General features: G+C 70.9%; 16 protein-coding genes. 3 read left to right on the top strand and 13 right to left on the bottom strand.

The window, feature by feature from the left end; genetic code table 11:
- Nucleotides 1-112: 112 nt before the first annotated feature.
- The 9 genes from FLW16_RS24935 to FLW16_RS24895 all read right to left on the bottom strand — a co-directional run bounded on the left by FLW16_RS24935 (nt 113) and on the right by FLW16_RS24895 (nt 9,206).
- The gene (locus FLW16_RS24935) at nt 113-964 is read right to left on the bottom strand and encodes a shikimate dehydrogenase (RefSeq protein ID WP_142562548.1); all 852 of its coding nucleotides are present in this window, start codon (nt 962-964) and stop codon (nt 113-115) included.
- Entirely contained in the window at nt 961-2,100 is a 1,140-nt protein-coding gene (gene mltG, locus FLW16_RS24930; protein WP_260615547.1) for an endolytic transglycosylase MltG, read from the bottom strand. Before mltG (FLW16_RS24930) ends, FLW16_RS24935 begins: the two co-directional genes overlap by 4 nt.
- 211 nt (nt 2,101-2,311) lie before the next feature.
- Entirely contained in the window at nt 2,312-3,346 is a 1,035-nt protein-coding gene (gene mltG, locus FLW16_RS24925) for an endolytic transglycosylase MltG (RefSeq protein ID WP_142562546.1), read from the bottom strand.
- Nucleotides 3,343-3,846: a Holliday junction resolvase RuvX gene (gene ruvX, locus FLW16_RS24920; RefSeq protein ID WP_142562545.1), complete on the bottom strand. Its 504-nt coding sequence runs from the start codon at nt 3,844-3,846 to the stop codon at nt 3,343-3,345. The genes mltG (FLW16_RS24925) and ruvX overlap by 4 nt, the downstream gene beginning before the upstream one ends.
- Before the next feature lie 7 nt (nt 3,847-3,853).
- The gene (alaS, locus tag FLW16_RS24915; RefSeq protein WP_142562544.1) at nt 3,854-6,526 is read right to left on the bottom strand and encodes an alanine--tRNA ligase; all 2,673 of its coding nucleotides are present in this window, start codon (nt 6,524-6,526) and stop codon (nt 3,854-3,856) included.
- Between the two features lies 1 nt (nt 6,527).
- Nucleotides 6,528-6,797 carry a hypothetical protein gene (locus tag FLW16_RS24910; RefSeq protein ID WP_142562543.1) on the bottom strand — a complete coding sequence of 90 codons (270 nt, stop codon included), beginning with the start codon at nt 6,795-6,797 and terminating at the stop codon, nt 6,528-6,530.
- Nucleotides 6,794-7,276, bottom strand: coding sequence for a DUF948 domain-containing protein (locus FLW16_RS24905; protein ID WP_142562542.1), 483 nt, complete (start codon nt 7,274-7,276; stop codon nt 6,794-6,796). The genes FLW16_RS24910 and FLW16_RS24905 overlap by 4 nt, the downstream gene beginning before the upstream one ends.
- 126 nt (nt 7,277-7,402) lie before the next feature.
- Nucleotides 7,403-8,722: a replication-associated recombination protein A gene (locus FLW16_RS24900; RefSeq protein WP_142562541.1), complete on the bottom strand. Its 1,320-nt coding sequence runs from the start codon at nt 8,720-8,722 to the stop codon at nt 7,403-7,405.
- Nucleotides 8,723-8,738: 16 nt separating this feature from the next.
- Nucleotides 8,739-9,206: a DUF2231 domain-containing protein gene (locus FLW16_RS24895; RefSeq protein ID WP_142562540.1), complete on the bottom strand. Its 468-nt coding sequence runs from the start codon at nt 9,204-9,206 to the stop codon at nt 8,739-8,741.
- Nucleotides 9,207-9,422: 216 nt separating this feature from the next.
- Here FLW16_RS24895 and FLW16_RS24890 point away from each other — a divergent pair, with 216 nt between their 5' ends.
- Nucleotides 9,423-10,343 carry a peptidylprolyl isomerase gene (locus FLW16_RS24890; protein ID WP_142562539.1) on the top strand — a complete coding sequence of 307 codons (921 nt, stop codon included), beginning with the start codon at nt 9,423-9,425 and terminating at the stop codon, nt 10,341-10,343.
- Between the two features lie 65 nt (nt 10,344-10,408).
- Here the strand turns inward: FLW16_RS24890 and aspS are convergent, their stop codons facing one another.
- Genes aspS through FLW16_RS24875 form a run of 3 tightly spaced genes read right to left on the bottom strand, consistent with a single transcriptional unit; the run spans nt 10,409 to nt 14,096 of the window.
- Entirely contained in the window at nt 10,409-12,160 is a 1,752-nt protein-coding gene (aspS, locus tag FLW16_RS24885) for an aspartate--tRNA ligase (RefSeq protein ID WP_142562538.1), read from the bottom strand.
- Nucleotides 12,157-13,413, bottom strand: coding sequence for a histidine--tRNA ligase (hisS, locus tag FLW16_RS24880; protein ID WP_139575019.1), 1,257 nt, complete (start codon nt 13,411-13,413; stop codon nt 12,157-12,159). The genes aspS and hisS overlap by 4 nt, the downstream gene beginning before the upstream one ends.
- Nucleotides 13,413-14,096: an MBL fold metallo-hydrolase gene (locus FLW16_RS24875; protein WP_142562575.1), complete on the bottom strand. Its 684-nt coding sequence runs from the start codon at nt 14,094-14,096 to the stop codon at nt 13,413-13,415. The genes hisS and FLW16_RS24875 overlap by 1 nt, the downstream gene beginning before the upstream one ends.
- Before the next feature lie 269 nt (nt 14,097-14,365).
- Between FLW16_RS24875 and FLW16_RS24870 the strand changes: the two genes are divergently transcribed.
- Nucleotides 14,366-15,214 (top strand): peptidylprolyl isomerase, encoded by an 849-nt coding sequence (locus FLW16_RS24870; RefSeq protein ID WP_260615545.1) that lies wholly within the window; start codon nt 14,366-14,368, stop codon nt 15,212-15,214.
- A 59-nt stretch (nt 15,215-15,273) separates the two neighbouring features.
- Nucleotides 15,274-16,503 carry a DUF349 domain-containing protein gene (locus FLW16_RS24865; protein WP_142562536.1) on the top strand — a complete coding sequence of 410 codons (1,230 nt, stop codon included), beginning with the start codon at nt 15,274-15,276 and terminating at the stop codon, nt 16,501-16,503.
- Between the two features lie 96 nt (nt 16,504-16,599).
- On the opposite strand, the gene FLW16_RS24860 is transcribed toward FLW16_RS24865, so the two are convergent.
- A complete protein-coding gene (locus tag FLW16_RS24860; RefSeq protein ID WP_142562574.1) occupies nt 16,600-18,780 on the bottom strand; it encodes a bifunctional (p)ppGpp synthetase/guanosine-3',5'-bis(diphosphate) 3'-pyrophosphohydrolase in 2,181 nt (726 codons plus the stop codon).
- Between the last annotated feature and the right edge of the window lie 273 nt (nt 18,781-19,053).

The raw sequence follows: 19,053 nt of genomic DNA, 5'->3' as shown, positions 1-19,053 counted from the left end.
CCTCCGCTTGCGCGTCCAGCTCATGCCGGACCGATCGAGTTCCTACGCTACCACAAACCCGAAGGCCCCTCGACGTATTCCACGGCCGCCACAAGGGGCGCCACGGTGCCGCTCAGGCGGCCGCGCGCCGGGCGATCTCGGCCTCGCCGGCGGCGCGCATCGCCTCCACCGGCACGTCCGCGCGGCCGGTCATCAGCTCGGCCTGCCGCACCGCCTGGTGCAGCAGCATCGGGAAGCCGCCGATCACGGTGCGCCCCCGCGCGCGCACGGCCGCGGCCAGCGCCGTCGGCCAGGGCGCGTAGACGACGTCGAACAGGGCCGCCTTCTCGGGCAGTCTGGCCGCGACCCGCTCGGCCAGCGCGTCGGCCGCGCCGGACGGCAGCGTGGAGACGACCAGGTCGGCCGCGGGGTCGAAGTCGCCGAGCGAGCGCACGGTCACCGTGGTGCCGAGGCGCTCGGCGACCCGCAGGGTCTCTCCCGCGCGGGCCGGGTCGCGCACGACCAGCGTGACCTCCGCGAGGCCCGTATCCCGCAGGGCGGCGACGGCCGAGGCCGCGGTGGCGCCGCCGCCCAGGATCACCGCCGAGGCGGGCGCGGGCACGCCCGCCTCGGCGAGCGCCTGGACGATGCCGTACACGTCGGTGTTCTCGCCGTGGCGCGCGCCATCGCGGAACACCACCGTGTTGGCCCCGCCGACCGCCACGGCGAGGTCGGAGACGGTGTCGAGCAGCGGCAGCACGGCGCGCTTGAGCGGCATCGTGAGCGACAGCCCCGCCCACTCCGGGCCGAGCCCGCCGACCAGGTCGGCCAGCCCGTTCTCGGCGCACTCGATCGCGTCGTAGCGCCAGTCCGCCAGGCCCATCGCCGCGTACGCCGCCCGGTGCAGCACCGGGGACAGCGAGTGCGCGATCGGGGAGCCCAGCACGGCGGCCCGCCGGCCGGTCCCCTGGTCGGTCACGGTCATTTGTTGTTCCGGTTGAACTCGTCGCGGAACTTCCAGAACTCCGACTCCTTGTCGGTGAACTTGGTGATGCCCCGCTTCGGGTCGACCGTCACGAAGTACAGCCAGTTGCCGTCCGCCGGATGCAGCGCGGCCTCGATCGCGTGGTCGCCGGGGTTGGAGATCGGGCCGGGCGGCAGGCCGAAGTACTTGTAGGTGTTGTACCTCGAGGTGCTCTCCAGGTCGGCGTGCGAGGCCGCGATGCCGTACTTGTTCAGGCCGTACATGACCGTGCTGTCCATGCCCAGCTTCATCTGGGGGTTGGAGGTCAGCCGGTTGTAGATGACCCTGGCGACCTTCGGCATGTCCTCGGCGCTGCCGGACTCCGCCTGGACGATGCTGGCGATCACGATGATCTGCTTGGCGGTGAAGCCGAGCTGCTTCGCCTGGCCCTCCAGGTCGACCCGATCGGCGGTCTGGTTGAACCGGTCGACCATCTTGGTGAGGATCTGCTGCGGGGTGAGCTTGCTGCTGATCTCGTACGTCGCCGGGAACGCGAAGCCCTCCAGACGGCCCTTGGCGTACGGGGGAAGCCCGATGTCGGCACGGGCGGCCTTCTTGAAGTCCTCGACCGGCTTACCGGTGGCGGTCGACAGCTCCTCGTAGATCTTGCTGAGCCGCAGCCCCTCGCGGATGGTCAGCCGGTTGAGCATCCGGTTCTTGGGGTCGAGCAGGGCCAGGGCCGAGGCGGCGGACATGCCCTTGCGCATCTCGTACTGGCCCGGCTGGAGCGAGGAGCTCTTCCCTGCGGCGCCGATGGCGTTGATGAACGCCCGCGCGCTGGCCACGACGCCCTCGTCCTCCAGCATCTGGGCGACGTCGGTGGCGCTCTCGCCCTCCTCGATCTCGACGACGACCTCGCCGCGCCCCTCCCCGGTGTAGTCCTTGGCGATCACCACGCCGCGCGCCCAGGTGAAGCCGAAATAGCCGAGGCCGCCGAGGACCCCGACGATGATCACAACGGCGAACAGCGTGGCGACCCTGCCCTTGCGCCGCTGTTTCTTGCGGCGTCTGCGGCTGCGCCGCTGCTGGCTCCGGCTGCCAGAGGGCCGGCGCCGGGGAGAACCGTCGTCGTCCTCGGCGCCGAGCAGGAAGTCCATGTCCAGATCATTCATAGTGCGCTGGCCAATCTCTCGGTACGAGAGGCCTCCCGTCAAGCGAGTGTGCCAAACCGAGGGGGTTCGGGACAGGGGGTTCCGCGGGGGGCGTTCCCGATATATGGAGCCCCGCCCGGGGGCGGCGGGGCCGTGCGGACGCACCGGACGCGCTCCGGAACCCCGCGGGACGGCGCCGCGGATGCCCCGGGGGCGATCAGTTCGTCCCGAGATACCTGTTCAGCTCCTCCCGATATTTCCTGAACTCAGCCTCTTTGTCAGTGAATTTGGTGATTTTACGCCGGGGATCCGTGGTGACGAACCAGTACCACCCGCCCTCGGCGGGGTGGAGGGCGGCCGCGAGCGCGCTCTCCCCCGGATTGCCGATGGGCCCGGGCGGCAGCCCGGGGCGCGCGTAGGTGTTGTACGGCGAGTCGACACGCGTGTCCTCGGTACTGACCTTGAGGGTGTGGCGGTTCAGCGCGTAGTTGACCGTGCTGTCCATCTCCAGCTTCCCGCCGCGCGCGAGACGGTTGTACACCACTCTGGCGATCTTGGGGTAGTCGGCCGGGACGCCGCCCTCGGCCTGCAGGATGCTGGCGACCGTCACCGCCTCTTTGGGCGTGAGCCGCACGCGCGGGGCCAGGTCCTCCAGCTTCACCTTCGCGGCCGCGACGCGGAACCGGGCCGTCATCTTCCTGAGCAGATCGACGGCGGTCATCCCCGGCTCGATCTCGTACGTCGCGGGGAACAGGAAGCCCTCGGCCGCCCCTTCGGCGTACGCGGGCAGGCGCAGGCGCCGGGGCTCGGCGACGGCTTCGGTGAAATCCTTCAGCGGGATGCCGGTCCGGTCCGCGAGCGTGCGCAGCACCTCGCTCGTGCGCAACCCCTCGGGCACGGTGACCGTGCGCATGACCCTGCTCGCGGGCGAGAGCAGCAGATCGAGGGCGCCGGCGGCGGCCATGCGACGCCGCAGGGTGTAACGGCCCGGGTGCAGGCCGCTCTCCTTGGAGCGCGCGATAACCTGCTCGACGAACGACTGGGCGCTCGCCACCACGCCGGCCCGCTCCAGCGTCTCGCCGATCTCGGCGGCGCTCGCGCCCGGTGTGATCTCGACCGTGACCGTGCCCGAGCCGCCGCCGGAGTAGTCGGGGGCCTTGGCGGGCTGCCCGACCACTTGGTGCACGCCATAGGCCACCGCCACCGCGACCAGGGCGAGCCCCCCGGCCACGGCGGCCGCGGTCCGCCTCACCGTGAGGTCCCGCCGCTCGCTTCCTCACCTGGCCCGGTGCCGGGCCGCGGTGGTTCGAGAGGTCTGCCGGGGGGATTGCCGGTGGCGCGCTCGCCGTCGAGCGCGGCCTGCAGCAGCACGACGGCCGCCGCCTGGTCGATCACGTCACGCTGGTTGCGCGACTTCACGCCGCTGGAACGCAGGCCCTGCTGGGCGCTGACCGTGGTGAGCCGTTCGTCCACCAGCCGGATCGGGAGCGGAGCCACCCGGGTGGCCAGCCGCGCGGCGAACTCGCGCGCGGCCCCGGCGGCGTGGCTCTCCCTGCCCGACAACGACGTGGGCAGCCCGACCACGATCTCGATCGCCTCGTGCTCGGCCGCGATCTCCGCGATCCTCGCCAGGTCGCCGCGGCCGCGCCGTACGGTCTCCACCGGCGTGGCCAGCAGACCCGACGGGTCGCTGCGGGCCACGCCGATGCGGACGGAGCCGACGTCGACCCCGATCCTGACGCCGTGCCTCATCGGCCGCTCACGCCACCGCGGAGGAGATGGCCTCCTCGACCGCGCGCAGCGCGTCATCGATCGCCTCGGGCCGCGTGCCGCCGCCCTGGGCCACGTCGTCCTTGCCGCCACCGCCACCCCCGAGTGCCTTGGCGGCGACGCCGACGAGCCGGCCCGCCTTCAGGCCCCGCTCGCGTCCCGCCTCGTTGACCGCGGCGACGACGACCGGCCGGTCGGAGGGGGCGCCGGAGACGACGACGACCGCGGCGCGGTCGCCAGGGAACCTGCCGCGCACATCGAGGGCGAGTTTACGCAGGTCGTCGGCGGAGGTGCCATCAGGCGCGCGGTGCGTCACGACGGAGACGCCCCGCACGTCGCGGGCCTGGGCGGCGAGTTCGCCGGCCACCGCGAGCACCTGGGCCGAGCGGACCTTCTCCAGCTCCTTCTCCGCGGCGCGCAGCCGGGTGACGATGCCCTCGATACGCTCGGGCAGCTCCTCGCGGCGGGTCTTGAGCTGCTCGCTGAGCTGGGCGACCAGCACGCTCTCGCGGGCCAGGAACCGGAACGCGTCGAGGCCGACGAGCGCCTCCACGCGGCGCACACCCGCGCCGATGGACGACTCGCCCAGCACCTTCACCAGGCCGAGCTGGCCGGAGCTGGCCACGTGCGTGCCGCCGCACAGCTCGCGGGAGTAGTCGCCGACCTCGACCACCCGGACCTCGTCGCCGTACTTCTCGCCGAACAGCGCGAGCGCGCCCATCGCGCGGGCCTGCGCCTGGCTGGTGTAGAACGCGTTGACCTTGAGGTCGTTGATCAGGACGGCGTTCACCTCGTCCTCGACGTCGCGCAGCATCGACGGGGAGACGGCCCCGGCCGCGGTGAAGTCGAAGCGGAAGCGGCCCGGGGAGTTCTCCGAGCCCGCCTGGGCCGCCGACTCGCCGAGGGCGTTGCGGAACCCGCGGTGGACCAGGTGGGTCGCGGTGTGGCTGCGGGAGATCGCGCGGCGCCGCTCCAGGTCGATGTCGGCCTGCGCCTGGTCGCCGACCCGCACCTCGCCGGTGCGCACCTTGCCGCGGTGCACGACCAGGCCGGACACCGGCGACTGGACGTCCACGATCTCGATCTCCGCGCCGCCGGTGCGGATCAGGCCCTGGTCGGAGAGCTGACCGCCGCCCTCCGCGTAGAACGGGGTGCGGTCGAGCACGACCTCCAGCGTGGTCCCCGCGCCGGCCGCCGGGACGGACGCGCCGTCGACGAGCAGGCCGATGACGTTCGCCTCGGCGGTGGTGTGGTCGTAACCGAGGAAGTCGACCTTCCCGGACTTCTCCAGGATGCCGGTGAACACCGAGATGTCGGCGTTGCCGGTCTTCTTCGCCGCGGCGTCGGCCTTGGCCCGGTCCCGCTGCTCCTTCATGAGCCGGCGGAAGCCCTCCTCGTCCACCTGGAGGCCCTGCTCGGCCGCCATCTCCAGGGTGAGGTCGATCGGGAAGCCGTAGGTGTCGTGGAGCTGGAACGCCTGGTCGCCGCTGAGCGTCGCGGCGCCCTTGCGCTTGGTCTCCTCCACCGCGACGTCGAAGATCGCCGTCCCGGTGCGGAGCGTGCCGAGGAACGACGCCTCCTCGGCGTCGATGACCGTGTGGATGTTGGCGGCGTCGGCCTTGAGCTCGGGGTACTGCTCGCCCATCACGTCGATGGTCACGGCGGTGAGCGCGTGCATGTGCCGCTCCTCGCCCGCGCCGAGCAGGCGGAGGTTGCGGATCGCGCGGCGCAGCATGCGGCGCAGCACGTAGCCGCGGCCCTCGTTGGACGGCAGCACGCCGTCGCCGACGAGCATGACGCCCGCCCGCATGTGGTCGGCGATCACCCGCAGCGACACGTCGGCGCGCTTGTCGCGCCCGTAGCGCGACCGGGTGAGGTCGGCCGCCGTGTCGAGGATCTTGTACGTCGTGTCGATCTCGTAGATGTTGTCGACGCCCTGCAGGATCGCCGCCATGCGCTCCAGGCCCATGCCGGTGTCGATGTTCTTGGCCGGCAGCTCGCCCGCCACGTCAAAGTCGATCTTGCTGCGGACCTTGCTGAGCTGGAACTGCATGAAGACGAGGTTCCACACCTCGAGGTAGCGGTTCTCGTCGGCGATCGGCCCGCCCTCGCGCCCGTACTCGGGGCCGCGGTCGTAGTAGATCTCCGAGCACGGCCCGCCGGGCCCGGGGACGCCCATGTGCCAGTAGTTGTCGGCGAGGTCGCGGCGCTGGATGCGGTCGAGCGGCAGGCCCACCCTGCGGTGCCAGATGTCCTGGGCCTCGTCGTCGTCCAGGTAGACGGTCGCCCACAGGCGGTCCTCCGGGAAGCCGAAGCCGCCGTCGGACTCGGGCCGGGTGAGCAGCTCCCAGGCGAACGGGATCGCCTGCTCCTTGAAGTAGTCGCCGAAGGAGAAGTTGCCGAGCATCTGGAAGAAGCTGGCGTGCCGGGTGGTCTTGCCGACCTCGTCGATGTCGAGGGTGCGCATGACCTTCTGCGCGCTGGTCGCCCGCCGGTACGGCGGCGTCTGCTGCGCCAGGAAGAAGGGCTTGAACGGGACCATCCCCGCGTTCACGAGGAGCAGTGTCGGGTCCTCGGCGACCAGGCTGGCCGAGGGCACGACTGTGTGCCCGCGCTCCTCGAAGAAGCGCAGGAAGCGGCGCGCGATCTCTGCCGACTCCATTTCAGCGGCCGTCCTTTACGTCGTAGATTCTGTTCTTGCCTGTGGTGTTTCCATCAACCGTGTCGAGCCCGAGCTCGGCACGCAACTCGGTTTCCCTGCTCGCCGCCAGGTGGCGCACCTCGCCGGCGAAGTCCCTGAGCTGGTCGGCGAGGGTCACCGCGCGGTCGGCGGTGCGCCTGGCCACGTGGTCGGGCCGCAACGACTGAAGCTTACGCATGGTCCAGACCGTGAGGAACGCGCCCAGGGACATGTAGAAGAGCCGCCGGATCATGCGCGTCCCCTCCCGATCGCCCGGCGCTCCACGGCGCGCTCGGCCGCGTGCCGCTCGCTGATCCTGTCGCCGGTGCGAGGGCCGGTGCGGGGGCCGCCGCGGGCGACCCGCCGGGCCGGGACCCTGCGGGCGGCGCGCCGGGCCAGCGCCAGGCGGAAGCCGTCCCTGAAGGCGGAGATCTTGAGCACCGGACCGGCGAACAGCGTGGACGCCACCCCGGTGATCTTGACCATGTTGCCGCTGACATCACGCATGTTGTCCGTGATCTCCTCGGCCGCCACCAGCCGCCGGTTGGCCTCGGAGACGGTCTGGCTCATGTCGTCGAGGAGCGGGGCGATGCGGTCGCTCAGCTCGGCCACCGACTTGCGGGTCTCGGTCAGCAGTCTGGCCAGTCTGACCAGCACGACGACCATGAAGCAGACCAGGATCACCCAGAAAATGGCGACCACGAGGCCCGCCAGCTCTCCCGCGGTAAGCATGTGCCGATCTCCCTAGATCAACGGAGCTGGAATGGCAAGACCTTACCGCGAACGACCTGCCCGCCGTTCCGCACCACACACGCGGGCTGCTCCGCGTCACACACACCGGACCGCGGACCGTGGTGCTCAGCCGCCGCGCAGGAAGCTCCGGATCTTCGCCCAGCGCTCGGCGAACCGCGCCTCCGCGCCGTGCGTGGTCGGCTCGTAGTAGCGGCGCTCCCGCAACTCCTCGGGGGCGTAGTCCTGGCGGACGAGGCCGTGCTCGAAGTCGTGCGGGTACTGGTAGGTCCTGCCGTGGCCGAGCTTCTTCGCGCCCGGATAGTGGGCGTCGCGAAGGTGGTCGGGGATGCGGCCCACCATGCCGCGCCGCACGTCGTCGGAGGCCGCGCCGATCGCCTTCACGACCGCGTTCGACTTGGGCGCCAGCGCGCAGTGGATGACCGCCTGGGCGAGGTTGATCCTGCCCTCGGGCAGGCCGATGAACTCCACTGCCTGGGCGGCGGCCACCGCGACCTGCAGGCACGTGGGATCGGCCATCCCCACGTCCTCGCTTGCGAAGATCACGATCCGGCGGGCGATGAACCGCGGGTCCTCCCCCGCCTCCACCATCCGGGCGAGGTAGTGCAGCGCCGCGTCGGCGTCCGAGCCGCGCATGCTCTTGATGAACGCGCTGACCACGTCGTAGTGCTGGTCGCCCTGCCGGTCGTAGCGCACGGCCGCCTTGTCGACGGCCTTCTCCACGACCTCCACCGTGACCTCCGCCGTGGCCTCGTCGGCCAGCATCGCGGCGGCTTCCAGGTAGGTCAGCGAGCGCCGCGCGTCGCCGCCGGCCAGCCGTACGAGCTGGTCGAGGGCGTCGGGGTGCAGCGTGACGCGCCCGCCGAGGCCGCGCGGGTCGGCCACCGCGCGCTCCAGGACGGCGCGGACGTCGTCTTCGGCCAGCGGCTCAAGGGTGAGCAGCAGCGAGCGGGACAGCAGCGGGGAGATGACGGAGAAGAACGGGTTCTCCGTCGTCGCGCCGATGAACGTGACCCAGCGGTTCTCCACGGCGGGCAGCAGCGCGTCCTGCTGCGCCTTGTTGAACCGGTGGACCTCGTCCACGAACAGCACGGTCTGCCTGCCGGTCATGCCGAGCTCGCGGCGGGCCTGGTCGATGGCGGCGCGCACGTCCTTGACCCCGGCGGAGACGGCAGAGATCTCCACGAACCTCCGCTTGGTCGCGCCCGCCACGACGTAGGCCAGCGTGGTCTTGCCGGTGCCCGGGGGTCCCCACAGGAACAGCGACATCGGGGCGTCGCTCTCCACCAGCCGGCGCAGCGGCGTGCCGGGCCCCAGCAGGTGCCGCTGGCCGATCACCTCCTCCAGCGAGCGCGGCCGCATCCGCACGGCCAGCGGCTCCTGGCCCCGGTGCGCCTCCTCGGCGGCCGAATCGAACAGGCTCTCCACATCGCCGACACTACCGTCAGCTGCCCCACACGGCCGTCGCGCCCGTGTGCCCGGTCCGTACGGCGTAGTAGCCGACGGCCACGGCGAGGATCACGGCGGCGGCCGACACGACCAGGACACCGGCCCGCGAGCCGGCGCCCTCGGGAGCGCGGCGGGCCCGGGTGAGCCACACCATCAGCAGGGACGCGACGGTCAGCGACGCTGTCACCGGCACGAGGATCTCCGCGAGCCCGCTGTGGACCTCGATCGCGTCAGAGGGCTGGCCCTGGAACATCCGGTGCTCCAGCGCCTCCCCGCTCTCCTTGGCCGCGAACACCGCGCCGAGGGCCACCACGGCGGTCGCGACCAGGACCCAGTCGAGCTTGTGCCGCAGGCGGGGCAGCACGGCGTACGCGATCGACAGCACCGCGAGCAGCGGCGCGAAGATCACCGCCGCGTGGATGATGAGAGCATGGGCCGGGAGTCCGAAGACCTGATCGAACATCGTGCATCGCTCCTGAGACGGCGGCCGGGGAGGGGATTGCGGGCCGTCCCCCCGGTATACGGATTCGCTCGGCAGGAGGTTCCCAGGCGGATCTGAGAGCAAGATGAGCGCAAACTCTGGTGATACCCCTGGGGCGCCTGCTTTACACGAAGCCGACGGGATCACGGATAGAGTGGCGCCTCAGTCGTAATAAAAGGGGAAAGGGAAGGCATAGCGGTGACCGACACTGATCGGCAGAAGCAACCGGCTTCGCGCGTGAGCACGGCCGGGCGCGCGACCACCCCCCGTCGCCGCCTGCGTAGCAGCCTCGGCGCCGGGCTGGGGCTCCTCGCGCTGGCGGGCAGCCTGGTGGCCTGCAGTGACGGCTCGGCCGACAACACAGCCAAGGCCACCCCCTCGGCCACCCCCTCGGCCTCCGACTCCGAGGGACCCACGGTGAAGCACACCGAGCTGACGGAGCCCACACCGTCGGCCGCGCCCACCAGCCTGCGTCAGGTCACCTGCGAGTACCGCAAGGACGACTCGGGCGCCCCGTCGAAGTTCGTGGGCTTCCCGCCCAAGAAGCTGAGCAGGGGGGTCATCGCGGCCAAGAAGATGGTCATCACCACGAACCAGGGCCGGATCGTCATCGACCTGGCCACCAAGGACGTGCCGTGCGCGGTGAACTCCTTCGCCTTCCTGGCCAAGAAGAACTTCTTCGACAACACCGTCTGCCACCGCCTCGCGACGGTGGAGACCGTCGGCCTCGGCATGCTGCAGTGCGGCGACCCGCTGGCCAAGGGCGACGGCAAGAACAAGAACGACGGCGCGGGCGGCCCGGGATACCTGTTCAACGACGAGAACCTCAACGGCATGCCGCTCAGCCGCGGCACGGTCGGGCTGGCGCAGGCCACGGAGGACGCCAACTCCAACGGCAGCCAGTTCTTCATCTCCTTCACGGACGAGAACACCCAGCTGACCGCCATGGGCGCCGCCTTCACGATGATCGGTGTCGTGACCCGGGGCATGGACGTCATCGACAAGATCGCCAAGGGTGGCATCATCCCGTTCAACGGCGACCCCACGGCCGACGTGCGGGGCGAGGGCTCCAACGCCCCCAAGAAGAAGGTCGTGATCAAGGACGTGGCCATCGTCTGACCGGGCCCCGGACACAGGACGGCCCCCGCGACCGGTGTCGCGGGGGCCGTCTCGCGTTCTACTGCCTACTGCGCGGACTCGGGCTTGTCGGCCTTCGGCGTGGCGTCCACGCCGGCCTCCTTGCGCTGGTCCGGGCTGATCGGTGTGGGCGCCCCGCTCAGCGGGTCGTAGCCGGACGCCGTCTTCGGGAACGCGATCACGTCCCGGATCGACTCGCCGCCCGCCAGCAGCATGCAGACGCGGTCCCAGCCGTAGGCGATGCCGCCGTGCGGCGGCGGGCCGTACTTGAACGCCTCAAGCAGCCAGCCGAACTTGCTCTCGGCCTCCTCCTTGGAGATGCCGAGCACGTCGAACACGCGCTGCTGCATCTCGGCGCGGTGGATACGGATCGAGCCGCCGCCGATCTCCATGCCGTTGCAGACCATGTCGTAGGCGTAGGCCAGGGCCTCGCCCGGGTTGTCCTGGAAGGTGTCGGCCCACTCCGGCTTCGGGGAGGTGAACGGGTGGTGGACCGGGGTCCAGCCGCCCTCGCCGTCCTCCTCGAACATCGGGGCGTCGACGATCCACAGGAACGACCACTGCGACTCGTCGATCAGGTCGCAGCGGCGGCCGATCTCCAGGCGGGCCGCGCCGAGCAGGTCGCGGGAGGCCGCGCGCGCGCCGGCCGCGAAGAAGATCGCGTCGCCGGGCTTGGCGCCGGTCGCCTCGGCGAGGCCGGCCAGCTCGGTCTCCGACAGGTTCTTGGCCACCGGGCCGCCCAGCGTGCCGTCCTCCTGCACCAGCACGTACGCGAGGCCGCGCGCGCCGCGCGACTTGGCCCACTCCTGCCAGGCGTCGAGCTCCTTGCGGGTCTGCGAGGCGCCGCCCGGCATCACGACCGCGCCCACGTACGGCGCCTGGAAGACACGGAACGAGGTGCCGGAGAAGTATTCGGTGAGGTCGGTCAGCTCGACGCCGAAGCGCAGGTCCGGCTTGTCCGAGCCATACCGCGCCATCGCCTCGGCGTACGTCATCCGGGGCAGCGGAGTGGGCAGCTCGTAGCCGAGCGTCTCCTTCCAGATCCGCCCGATGAGCGCCTCGCCCAGCTCGATCACGTCGTCCTGGTCCACGAACGACATCTCGATGTCGATCTGGGTGAACTCGGGCTGCCGGTCGGCCCGCAGGTCCTCGTCGCGGAAGCAGCGGGCGAGCTGGTAGTAGCGCTCCAGGCCGGAGACCATGAGGAGCTGCTTGAACAGCTGCGGCGACTGCGGCAGGGCGTACCAGTTGCCCGGCTGGAGCCGCACGGGCACCAGGAAGTCGCGGGCGCCCTCGGGCGTCGAGCGGGTCAGGTTCGGGGTCTCGACGTAGACGAATCCGCGCTCGCGCATGACCTCGTTGGCGAGGTAGGTCGCCTGCGAGCGGATCCGCAGCGCGTCGGCGATCCGCTGGCGGCGGATGTCGAGGTAGCGGTACTTCAGCCGCGCCTCCTCCGACACGCCCGCGCTGCCCTCGATCGGGAACGGCAGCGGCGCCGACTCGCTCAGCACCACCACCTCGGAGGCGACGACCTCGATCTCGCCCGTGGGCAGATCGGGGTTCTCGTTGCCGGCCGGGCGCCGGCGCACCTCGCCTGTGACCTTCACGCAGTACTCCGCGCGCAGGTCGTGGGCGTGGTCTTCCTCCCGGAAGACCACCTGGGCCGAGCCGGAGGCGTCGCGCAGGTCGATGAAGACCACGCCGCCGTGGTCGCGCCTGCGCGCCACCCATCCGGCCAGCGTCACCTTCTGGCCCGCGTGCTCCTTGCGGAGCGTGCCTGCCTCGTGGGTGCGGATCACGAGAGTTTCCCCTTCAAGAACTCGACGACCTCCGCGAGCGGAACCGCGGTCTGGTCGGCTGTGGTCAGGTCCTTCACTTGCACGGCTCCCGCCTCGATATCTCGGTCGCCGAGGATGAGCGCGTACCGCGCGCCGCTGCGGTCGGCGGCCTTCATCGCGCCCTTGACGCCACGGCCGCCGAAGGCCATGTCGACCGCGAGACCGGCCCGGCGCAGCTCGCTCACGAGCGGGAACACGCGCCGCCTGGCCTCCTCGCCGAGCGGCACGGCGAACACCTCGACGCCGCGGGGGCGCTCGGCCAGCAGGCCCTCGGCCTCCATCGCCAGCACGGTGCGGTCCACCCCGAGGGCCCAGCCCACGCTCGGCAGCGCCGGGCCGCCGATCTGCTCGCTCAGCCCGTCGTAGCGTCCTCCGCCGCCGACCGCCGACTGGGCGCCCAGGCCGTCGTGCAGGAACTCGAAGGTCGTACGCGTGTAGTAGTCCAGGCCGCGCACGAGCCGGGGGTCGTCCTCGTACGCCACGCCGGCGGCCGTCAGCAGGCCCCTGACCTCCTCGTGGTAGGCCTTGCAGGCCCCGCACAGGTGATCGGTGACCAGCGGCGCGTTCTCCAGCTGCGCGCGCACCTCGGGGCGCTTGTCGTCGAGCACCCGCAGCGGGTTGATCTCGATCCGGTTGCGGGTGGGCTCGTCGAGGTCCAGGCCGCGCAGGAAGTCCTGCAGCGCGGCGCGGTAGGCCGGGCGGCACTCCTTGCAGCCCAGCGAGTTCAGCAGCAGCCGGACGCCGCGCAGGCCCAGCGAGGCGTAGCCGTCCATCGCCAGCACGATCAGCTCGGCGTCGAGCGCCGGGTCCTCGGCCCCCAGGGCCTCCGCCCCGACCTGGGAGAAGTGGCGGTAGCGTCCCGCCTGGGCCCGCTCGTAGCGGAAGTAGCTGCCCGAGTACCAGAGCTTGATCGGCAGCGGCCCGCCGTACAGGCCGTGTTCGAGCACGGCCCGCATCACGCTCGCGGTGCCCTCGGGGCGCAGCGTCAGCGACTGGCCGCCCCGGCTCGTGAACGTGTACATCTCCTTGGTCACGATGTCGGTCGACTCACCGACGCCGCGCGAGAACAGCGCGGTGTCCTCGAAGGCCGGCGTCTCGATGTAGCCGTAGCCGGCGCGGCGGGCCGGCGCGGCCAGGGCGTCCCGTACGGCGAGAGCCCACTCCGAACGCGGGGGCATCCAGTCGAAGGTGCCCTTGGGCGCCTGAAAGGTCATCACAATCCCCTGGTCGGGCCTGCGTGCGGCGCGACGTCCCTGAGGAAGGGGTTCGTCGCGCGCTCGCGGCCGATGGTCGTCTGAGGTCCGTGGCCGGGCAGGACCGTCGTCTCGTCCGGCAGCGTCAGCGTCTTGGCGAGGCTGCGCAGGATGGCGGCGTAGTCGCCGCCGGGCAGGTCGGTACGGCCGATGGAGCCGGCGAACAGCAGGTCGCCCGCGAACAGGACCTGGGAGTCCTCGACGGGCGTCCGGAACGTCACCGACCCCCTGGTATGGCCCGGCCTGTGCTCGACCGTGAGCTCGAGCCCGGCCAGCGACAGCACGGCGCCGTCGGCCAGCTCCCGCACGTCGTCGGGCTCGGAAAGTTTCAGCCCGCCGAACGCCTGGCCCGCCTGCGGCGGGAACCCCTTCGCCGGGTCCGACAGCAGATCGCGGTCCTCCGGATGGATCCACGCGGGCACGTCGCGGGCGCCGCACACCGGGGCCACCGACCACACGTGGTCGAGGTGGCCGTGGGTGAGCAGCACCGCGACCGGCTTCAGCCGGTGCTCGCGCAGCAGCGCGTCGAGATCCTCCACGGCATCCTGACCTGGGTCGATGACCACGCACTCCTCGCCTGCTGCGGGAGCGACGACGTAACAGTTGGTCTGGAACGACCCTGCGGGAAACCCGGCGACGAGCACGGAAGCGGCCTCTGCGTCTCTACGGATCAATCAAGGATTGCGCGAGCGAATGTAACCGAAGGGTACCGGTGCGGGTCGGCAGGCTGCGAACCAATACCCGTCAGCCGATACGATTCGCCCACCTCAATAGTCATTCTTGGAGCAGTCGAGCCGGATGCTATAGAACAGGTCGCCGTTCCCGGAGTACCTCCCGGGTGTGGCGGGCACGCGCCGGCGAGATCGCGTCCGGGCGTACGACCATGGGAAACAGGACGAGTCGGGAGGTCGAAGTGGTCACCGGCAAGGACCGGCAGAAGCAGCTGGCCCGGGAGCACTACGAACGGCAGCTGCGGGCACGCGTGGAGCGCGAGCAGAAGTCACGGCGCAACGCGATCATAGGCACCACCGCGGCCGTGGTGGTGGTGATCGGCGGCGTGGTGGCGGCGACGACCCTCCTCGGCCGTGACGACAGCGACGCCACGGCGTCCGCGTCGGCGTCGGCGAGCAGCAAGCCGCTCGCGAACGACCCGAAGCCGTACGACCCCGCCAAGGGCACCTGCGGCTACGTCGCCGACGAGGGCAGCGGCCAGGTCAAGAACGTCGGCATGCCGCCGGAGAAGGTGAGCACCGCCCCGGCGACCATGACCATCAAGACCAACCTCGGCGACATCGTCGCGAGGCTGGACAGCGAGAAGGCGCCCTGCACGGTCAACTCGTTCAAGTTCCTGGCCTCCAAGGACTACTTCGACAACTCGAAGTGCCACCGGATGGGCACGGACTTCCCGATCCTGCAGTGCGGCGACCCGCTGGCCAAGGCCGACGGCAAGAACCCGACCGACGGCCAGGGCGGCCCGGGCTACCGCTTCGCCAACGAGAACCTGGCGGGCGCGAAGTACACGCGGGGCGTGCTCGCGATGGCGAACAGCGGCCCGAACACCAACGGAAGTCAGTTCTTCATCGTGTTCGGGGACACCGGGCTGACGCCCGACTACACGCCTTTCGGTACGGTGACCAAAGGACTCGAAATCGTGGACAAGGTCGCCAAGAAGGGCGTCATCCCCAGTGCCGGCGGGGACGGCACTGGTGCCCCGAAGCAGCCCGTGGTCATCAAAGACGTGACAATCACCAGCAAGAGCTGACGTAATACAACCAAGGGCACATCGAGCCCTGGAGGCTGATTCAAGTGCGGGAGGACACGGTGAGCACCGACCCGTGGGGCCGGGTAGACGAGGACGGCACCGTCTACGTGCGTACGGCTGAGGGAGAACGGGCCGTCGGGTCCTGGCAGGCCGGTGAGCCGGAGGAGGCGCTGGCCTACTACCGCCGGAAGTTCGACGAGCTGGCGGGCCAGGTGCAGCTCCTGGAGCAGCGGGTGCGCGGCACCGACCTCGCGCCGGCCCAGGCCGAGGCGAGCATCACCAAGCTGCGGGAGTCGGTGGCCGAGGCGCACGCGGTCGGCGACCTCGGCTCGCTGCAGGACCGGCTCACGGCGCTGACCGAGCTGGTCGGCAAGCGGCGTGAGGAGCTGCGGGCCGCGCGCGACCAGGCCCGGGTCCACGCGCGCGAGGTGAAGGAGCGCATCGTCGCCGAGGCCGAGCGCATCGCCGAGGAGACGACGCACTGGAAGTCCGGCGGCGAGCGGCTGCGGCAGCTCGTCGAGGAGTGGAAGGCCGCCGAGCGGGTCGACCGGGCCACCGAGGCGACGCTGTGGAAGAGGCTGTCCACGGCGCGTACGGCCTTCGCCAAGCGGCGCAAGGCGTACTTCTCCTCGCTCGACCAGCAGCGTGACGCGGTGCGCGGCACCAAGGAGCGCATCGTGAGCGAGGCGGAGGCGCTGGCGGACTCGACGGACTGGAACGCCACCGCGGCGGCCTACCGGGAGCTGATGCGCGAGTGGAAGGCCGCCGGGCGCGCCTCCCGTGAGGTCGAGGACGAGCTGTGGGCGCGCTTCAAGGGCGCTCAGGACCAGTTCTTCCAGGCCCGCTCGGCGGTGTTCGCGGAGCGGGACGCCTCCTTCGCGGCCAACGCCGAGGTGAAGGAGGCCCTGCTGGCCGAGGCCGAGAAGCTGCTGCCGGTCACCGACGCGCGTGCCGCGCGCTCGGCGCTGCGGGGCATCCTGGAGCGCTGGGAGGCCGCGGGCCCGGTGCCGCGCGACCAGCGCGACCGCCTGGAGGGCGGGCTGCGCAAGATCGACGACGCGGTCCGCAGGGCCGAGGACACCGAGTGGAAGCGCTCCAACCCCGAGGCCAGGGCCCGTGCCCAGGACACGGTCAACCAGCTCCGCAGGTCCATCGACCAGCTGGAGACGCGGCTGGCCAAGGCCCAGACGGCCGGCCGGGACAAGGACGTCAAGGAGGCGGAGGAGGCACTGTCCGCCCGCCGCTCCTGGCTCCAGGAGGCGGAGCGGACGCTCGCCGAGTTCTCCTGACCCGCTTCGATCGCGTCCCGGCGTGACCTCGCGTCACGCCGGGATTTCGCGTGTCCGCCGCGCCGCGGTTCCGGCCATCCGGGCCGCGGCGGGCCGTCAGCTGGTGACGCGGTAGACGTCGTAGACGCCCGCGACGTTTCGCACCGCCTTGAGCACGTGGCCGAGGTGCTTGGGGTCGCCCATCTCGAAGGTGAACTTGCTGATCGCCACCCGGTCGCGGCTGGTCGTCACCGAGGCCGACAGGATGTTCACGTGCTGGTCGGACAGGGTCCGCGTGACGTCCGACAGCAGGCGGGGCCGGTCGAGCGCCTCCACCTGGATGGCGACGAGGAAGACCGAGTCGTCCCCGGGCGACCAGGAGACCTCCACCAGCCGGTCGGGGTGGGCGTTGAGCTGCTCCACGTTGGGGCAGTTGGTGCGGTGCACGGAGACGCCGTGTCCCCGCGTGACGAACCCGACGATCTCGTCCCCCGGAACCGGGGTGCAGCAGCGCGACAGGCGGACCCACACGTCCGGGTCGCCCGCGACCATCACGCCGGCGTTCGAGTTGGCCCTCAGACGGCCCTTGAGCCGCGTGGGGACCTGGGCCTCGGCGATGTCCTCCTCGGCCCCCTCGACGCCGCCCAGGGCCTGTACGAGCTTGTCCACGACCGACTGCGCGGTGAGGTGCCCCTCGCCGACGGCCGCGTACAGGGCGGAGACGTCGGCGTAGCGCAGGTCCCTGGCCAGGGCCAGCAGCGCCTCGCCGGACATCAGCCGCTGCAGCGGCAGGCCCTGCTTGCGCATGGCCCGCCCGATCGCCTCCTTGCCCGCCTCGATGGCGGTCTCGCGGCGCTCCTTGGTGAACCACTGGCGGATCTTGTTGCGGGCCCGGCCGCTCTTGACGAACTTGAGCCAGTCCCTCGACGGCCCCGCGTCCGGCGACTTCGACGTGAAGATCTCGACGGTGTCGCCGTTGCCGAGGCGGGACTCCAGCGGGACCAGCCTGCCGTTCACCCGCGCGCCGATACATCGGTGGCCGACCTCGGTGTGCACGGCGTACGCGAAGTCGACGGGGGTGGCGCCCTCGGGCAGGGCGATCACCTGGCCGCGCGGGGTGAAGACGAACACCTCCGACACCGACAGGTCGAAGCGCAGCGACTCCAGGAACTCCCCGGGGTCGGAGGTCTCCTTCTGCCAGTCGAGCAACTGGCGGAGCCAGGCCATGTCGTTGACCTGCTTGACCTTGCCGGCCCCGGCCCCGGTCATCTCCTCCTTGTACTTCCAGTGCGCGGCCACGCCGTACTCGGCGCGGTTGTGCATGGCCCGCGTCCGGATCTGGAGCTCGATGGCCTTGCCCTCAGGTCCCATGACCGTCGTGTGGAGCGACTGGTACATGTTGAACTTGGGCATGGCGATGTAGTCCTTGAACCGCCCCGGCACCGGCTTCCACTGGGCGTGGATCGTTCCGAGCGCGGCGTAGCAGTCGCGGACCGTGTCGACCAGCACGCGGATGCCCACCAGGTCGTAGATGTCGTCGAAGGCCACGCCCTTGGCGATCATCTTCTGGTAGATCGAGTAGTAGTGCTTGGGCCGGCCGCGCACGGTCGCCTTGATCTTCGCCTCGCGCAGGTCGGCGGAGACCTTCTCGATGACCTCGTGCAGGAACAGGTCGCGGCGCGGCGCGCGCTCCGACACCATCCGGGCGATCTCGTCGTACCGCTTCGGGTAGAGCATGGCGAACGCGAGGTCCTCCAGCTCCCACTTGATGGTGTTCATGCCGAGCCGGTGGGCCAGCGGCGCGAAGATCTCCAGCGTCTCGCGGGACTTCTGCTGGCGCTTGTGCTCGGGCATGTAGCGCATGGTCCGCATGTTGTGCAGCCGGTCGGCCAGCTTGATCACCAGCACGCGGATGTCGCGCGACATCGCGACGACCATCTTGCGCACGGTCTCGGCCTGCGCCGCGTCGCCGAACTTCACCTTGTCGAGCTTGGTCACGCCGTCGACGAGCAACGCGATGTTGTCGCCGAAGTCGGCTCGTAACTCATCGAGGCTGTAGGCGGTGTCCTCGACGGTGTCGTGCAGCAGGGCGGCGCACAGCGTCTCGTCGTCCGTGCCCAGCTCCGCCAGGATCGTCGCCACCGCGAGCGGGTGGGTGATGTACGGGTCGCCGCTCTTGCGCTTCTGATCGCGGTGGTGATAGGCGGCGACGTCGTACGCGCGCTCGATCAGCCGCAGGTCGGCTTTGGGATGGGTGGCACGGACCGTCTTGAAGAGCGGTTCCAACACCGGATTCATAGCACCCCACTGCCCCCCGAAACGGGCGAGCCTCCGTCGCGTGGCCGGCGACGCCGGCTTGTCCTCCGGGACCGCCGCGGGGTCGCGCGCCGCGTCGGGGGGCACGTCTGCGACGGGCTCGGGGGCGTCGCGGGAGATCACTCCGCGATCGACCCGCGCGCTGTCGGGCACGACCACATCACGGGGCACACAGACTCCTCACGTCGAGTCCAGATTCCACAGTGTATCCGTGCTGCCACAGCACTCTCGGCCGCGTGCCCCCTGACCGGCCCG

Source organism: Microbispora sp. KK1-11 (assembly GCF_006874435.1).
GTDB classification, from domain to species: domain Bacteria; phylum Actinomycetota; class Actinomycetes; order Streptosporangiales; family Streptosporangiaceae; genus Microbispora; species Microbispora catharanthi.
This window is presented reverse-complemented; position numbering and strand designations above follow the sequence as displayed.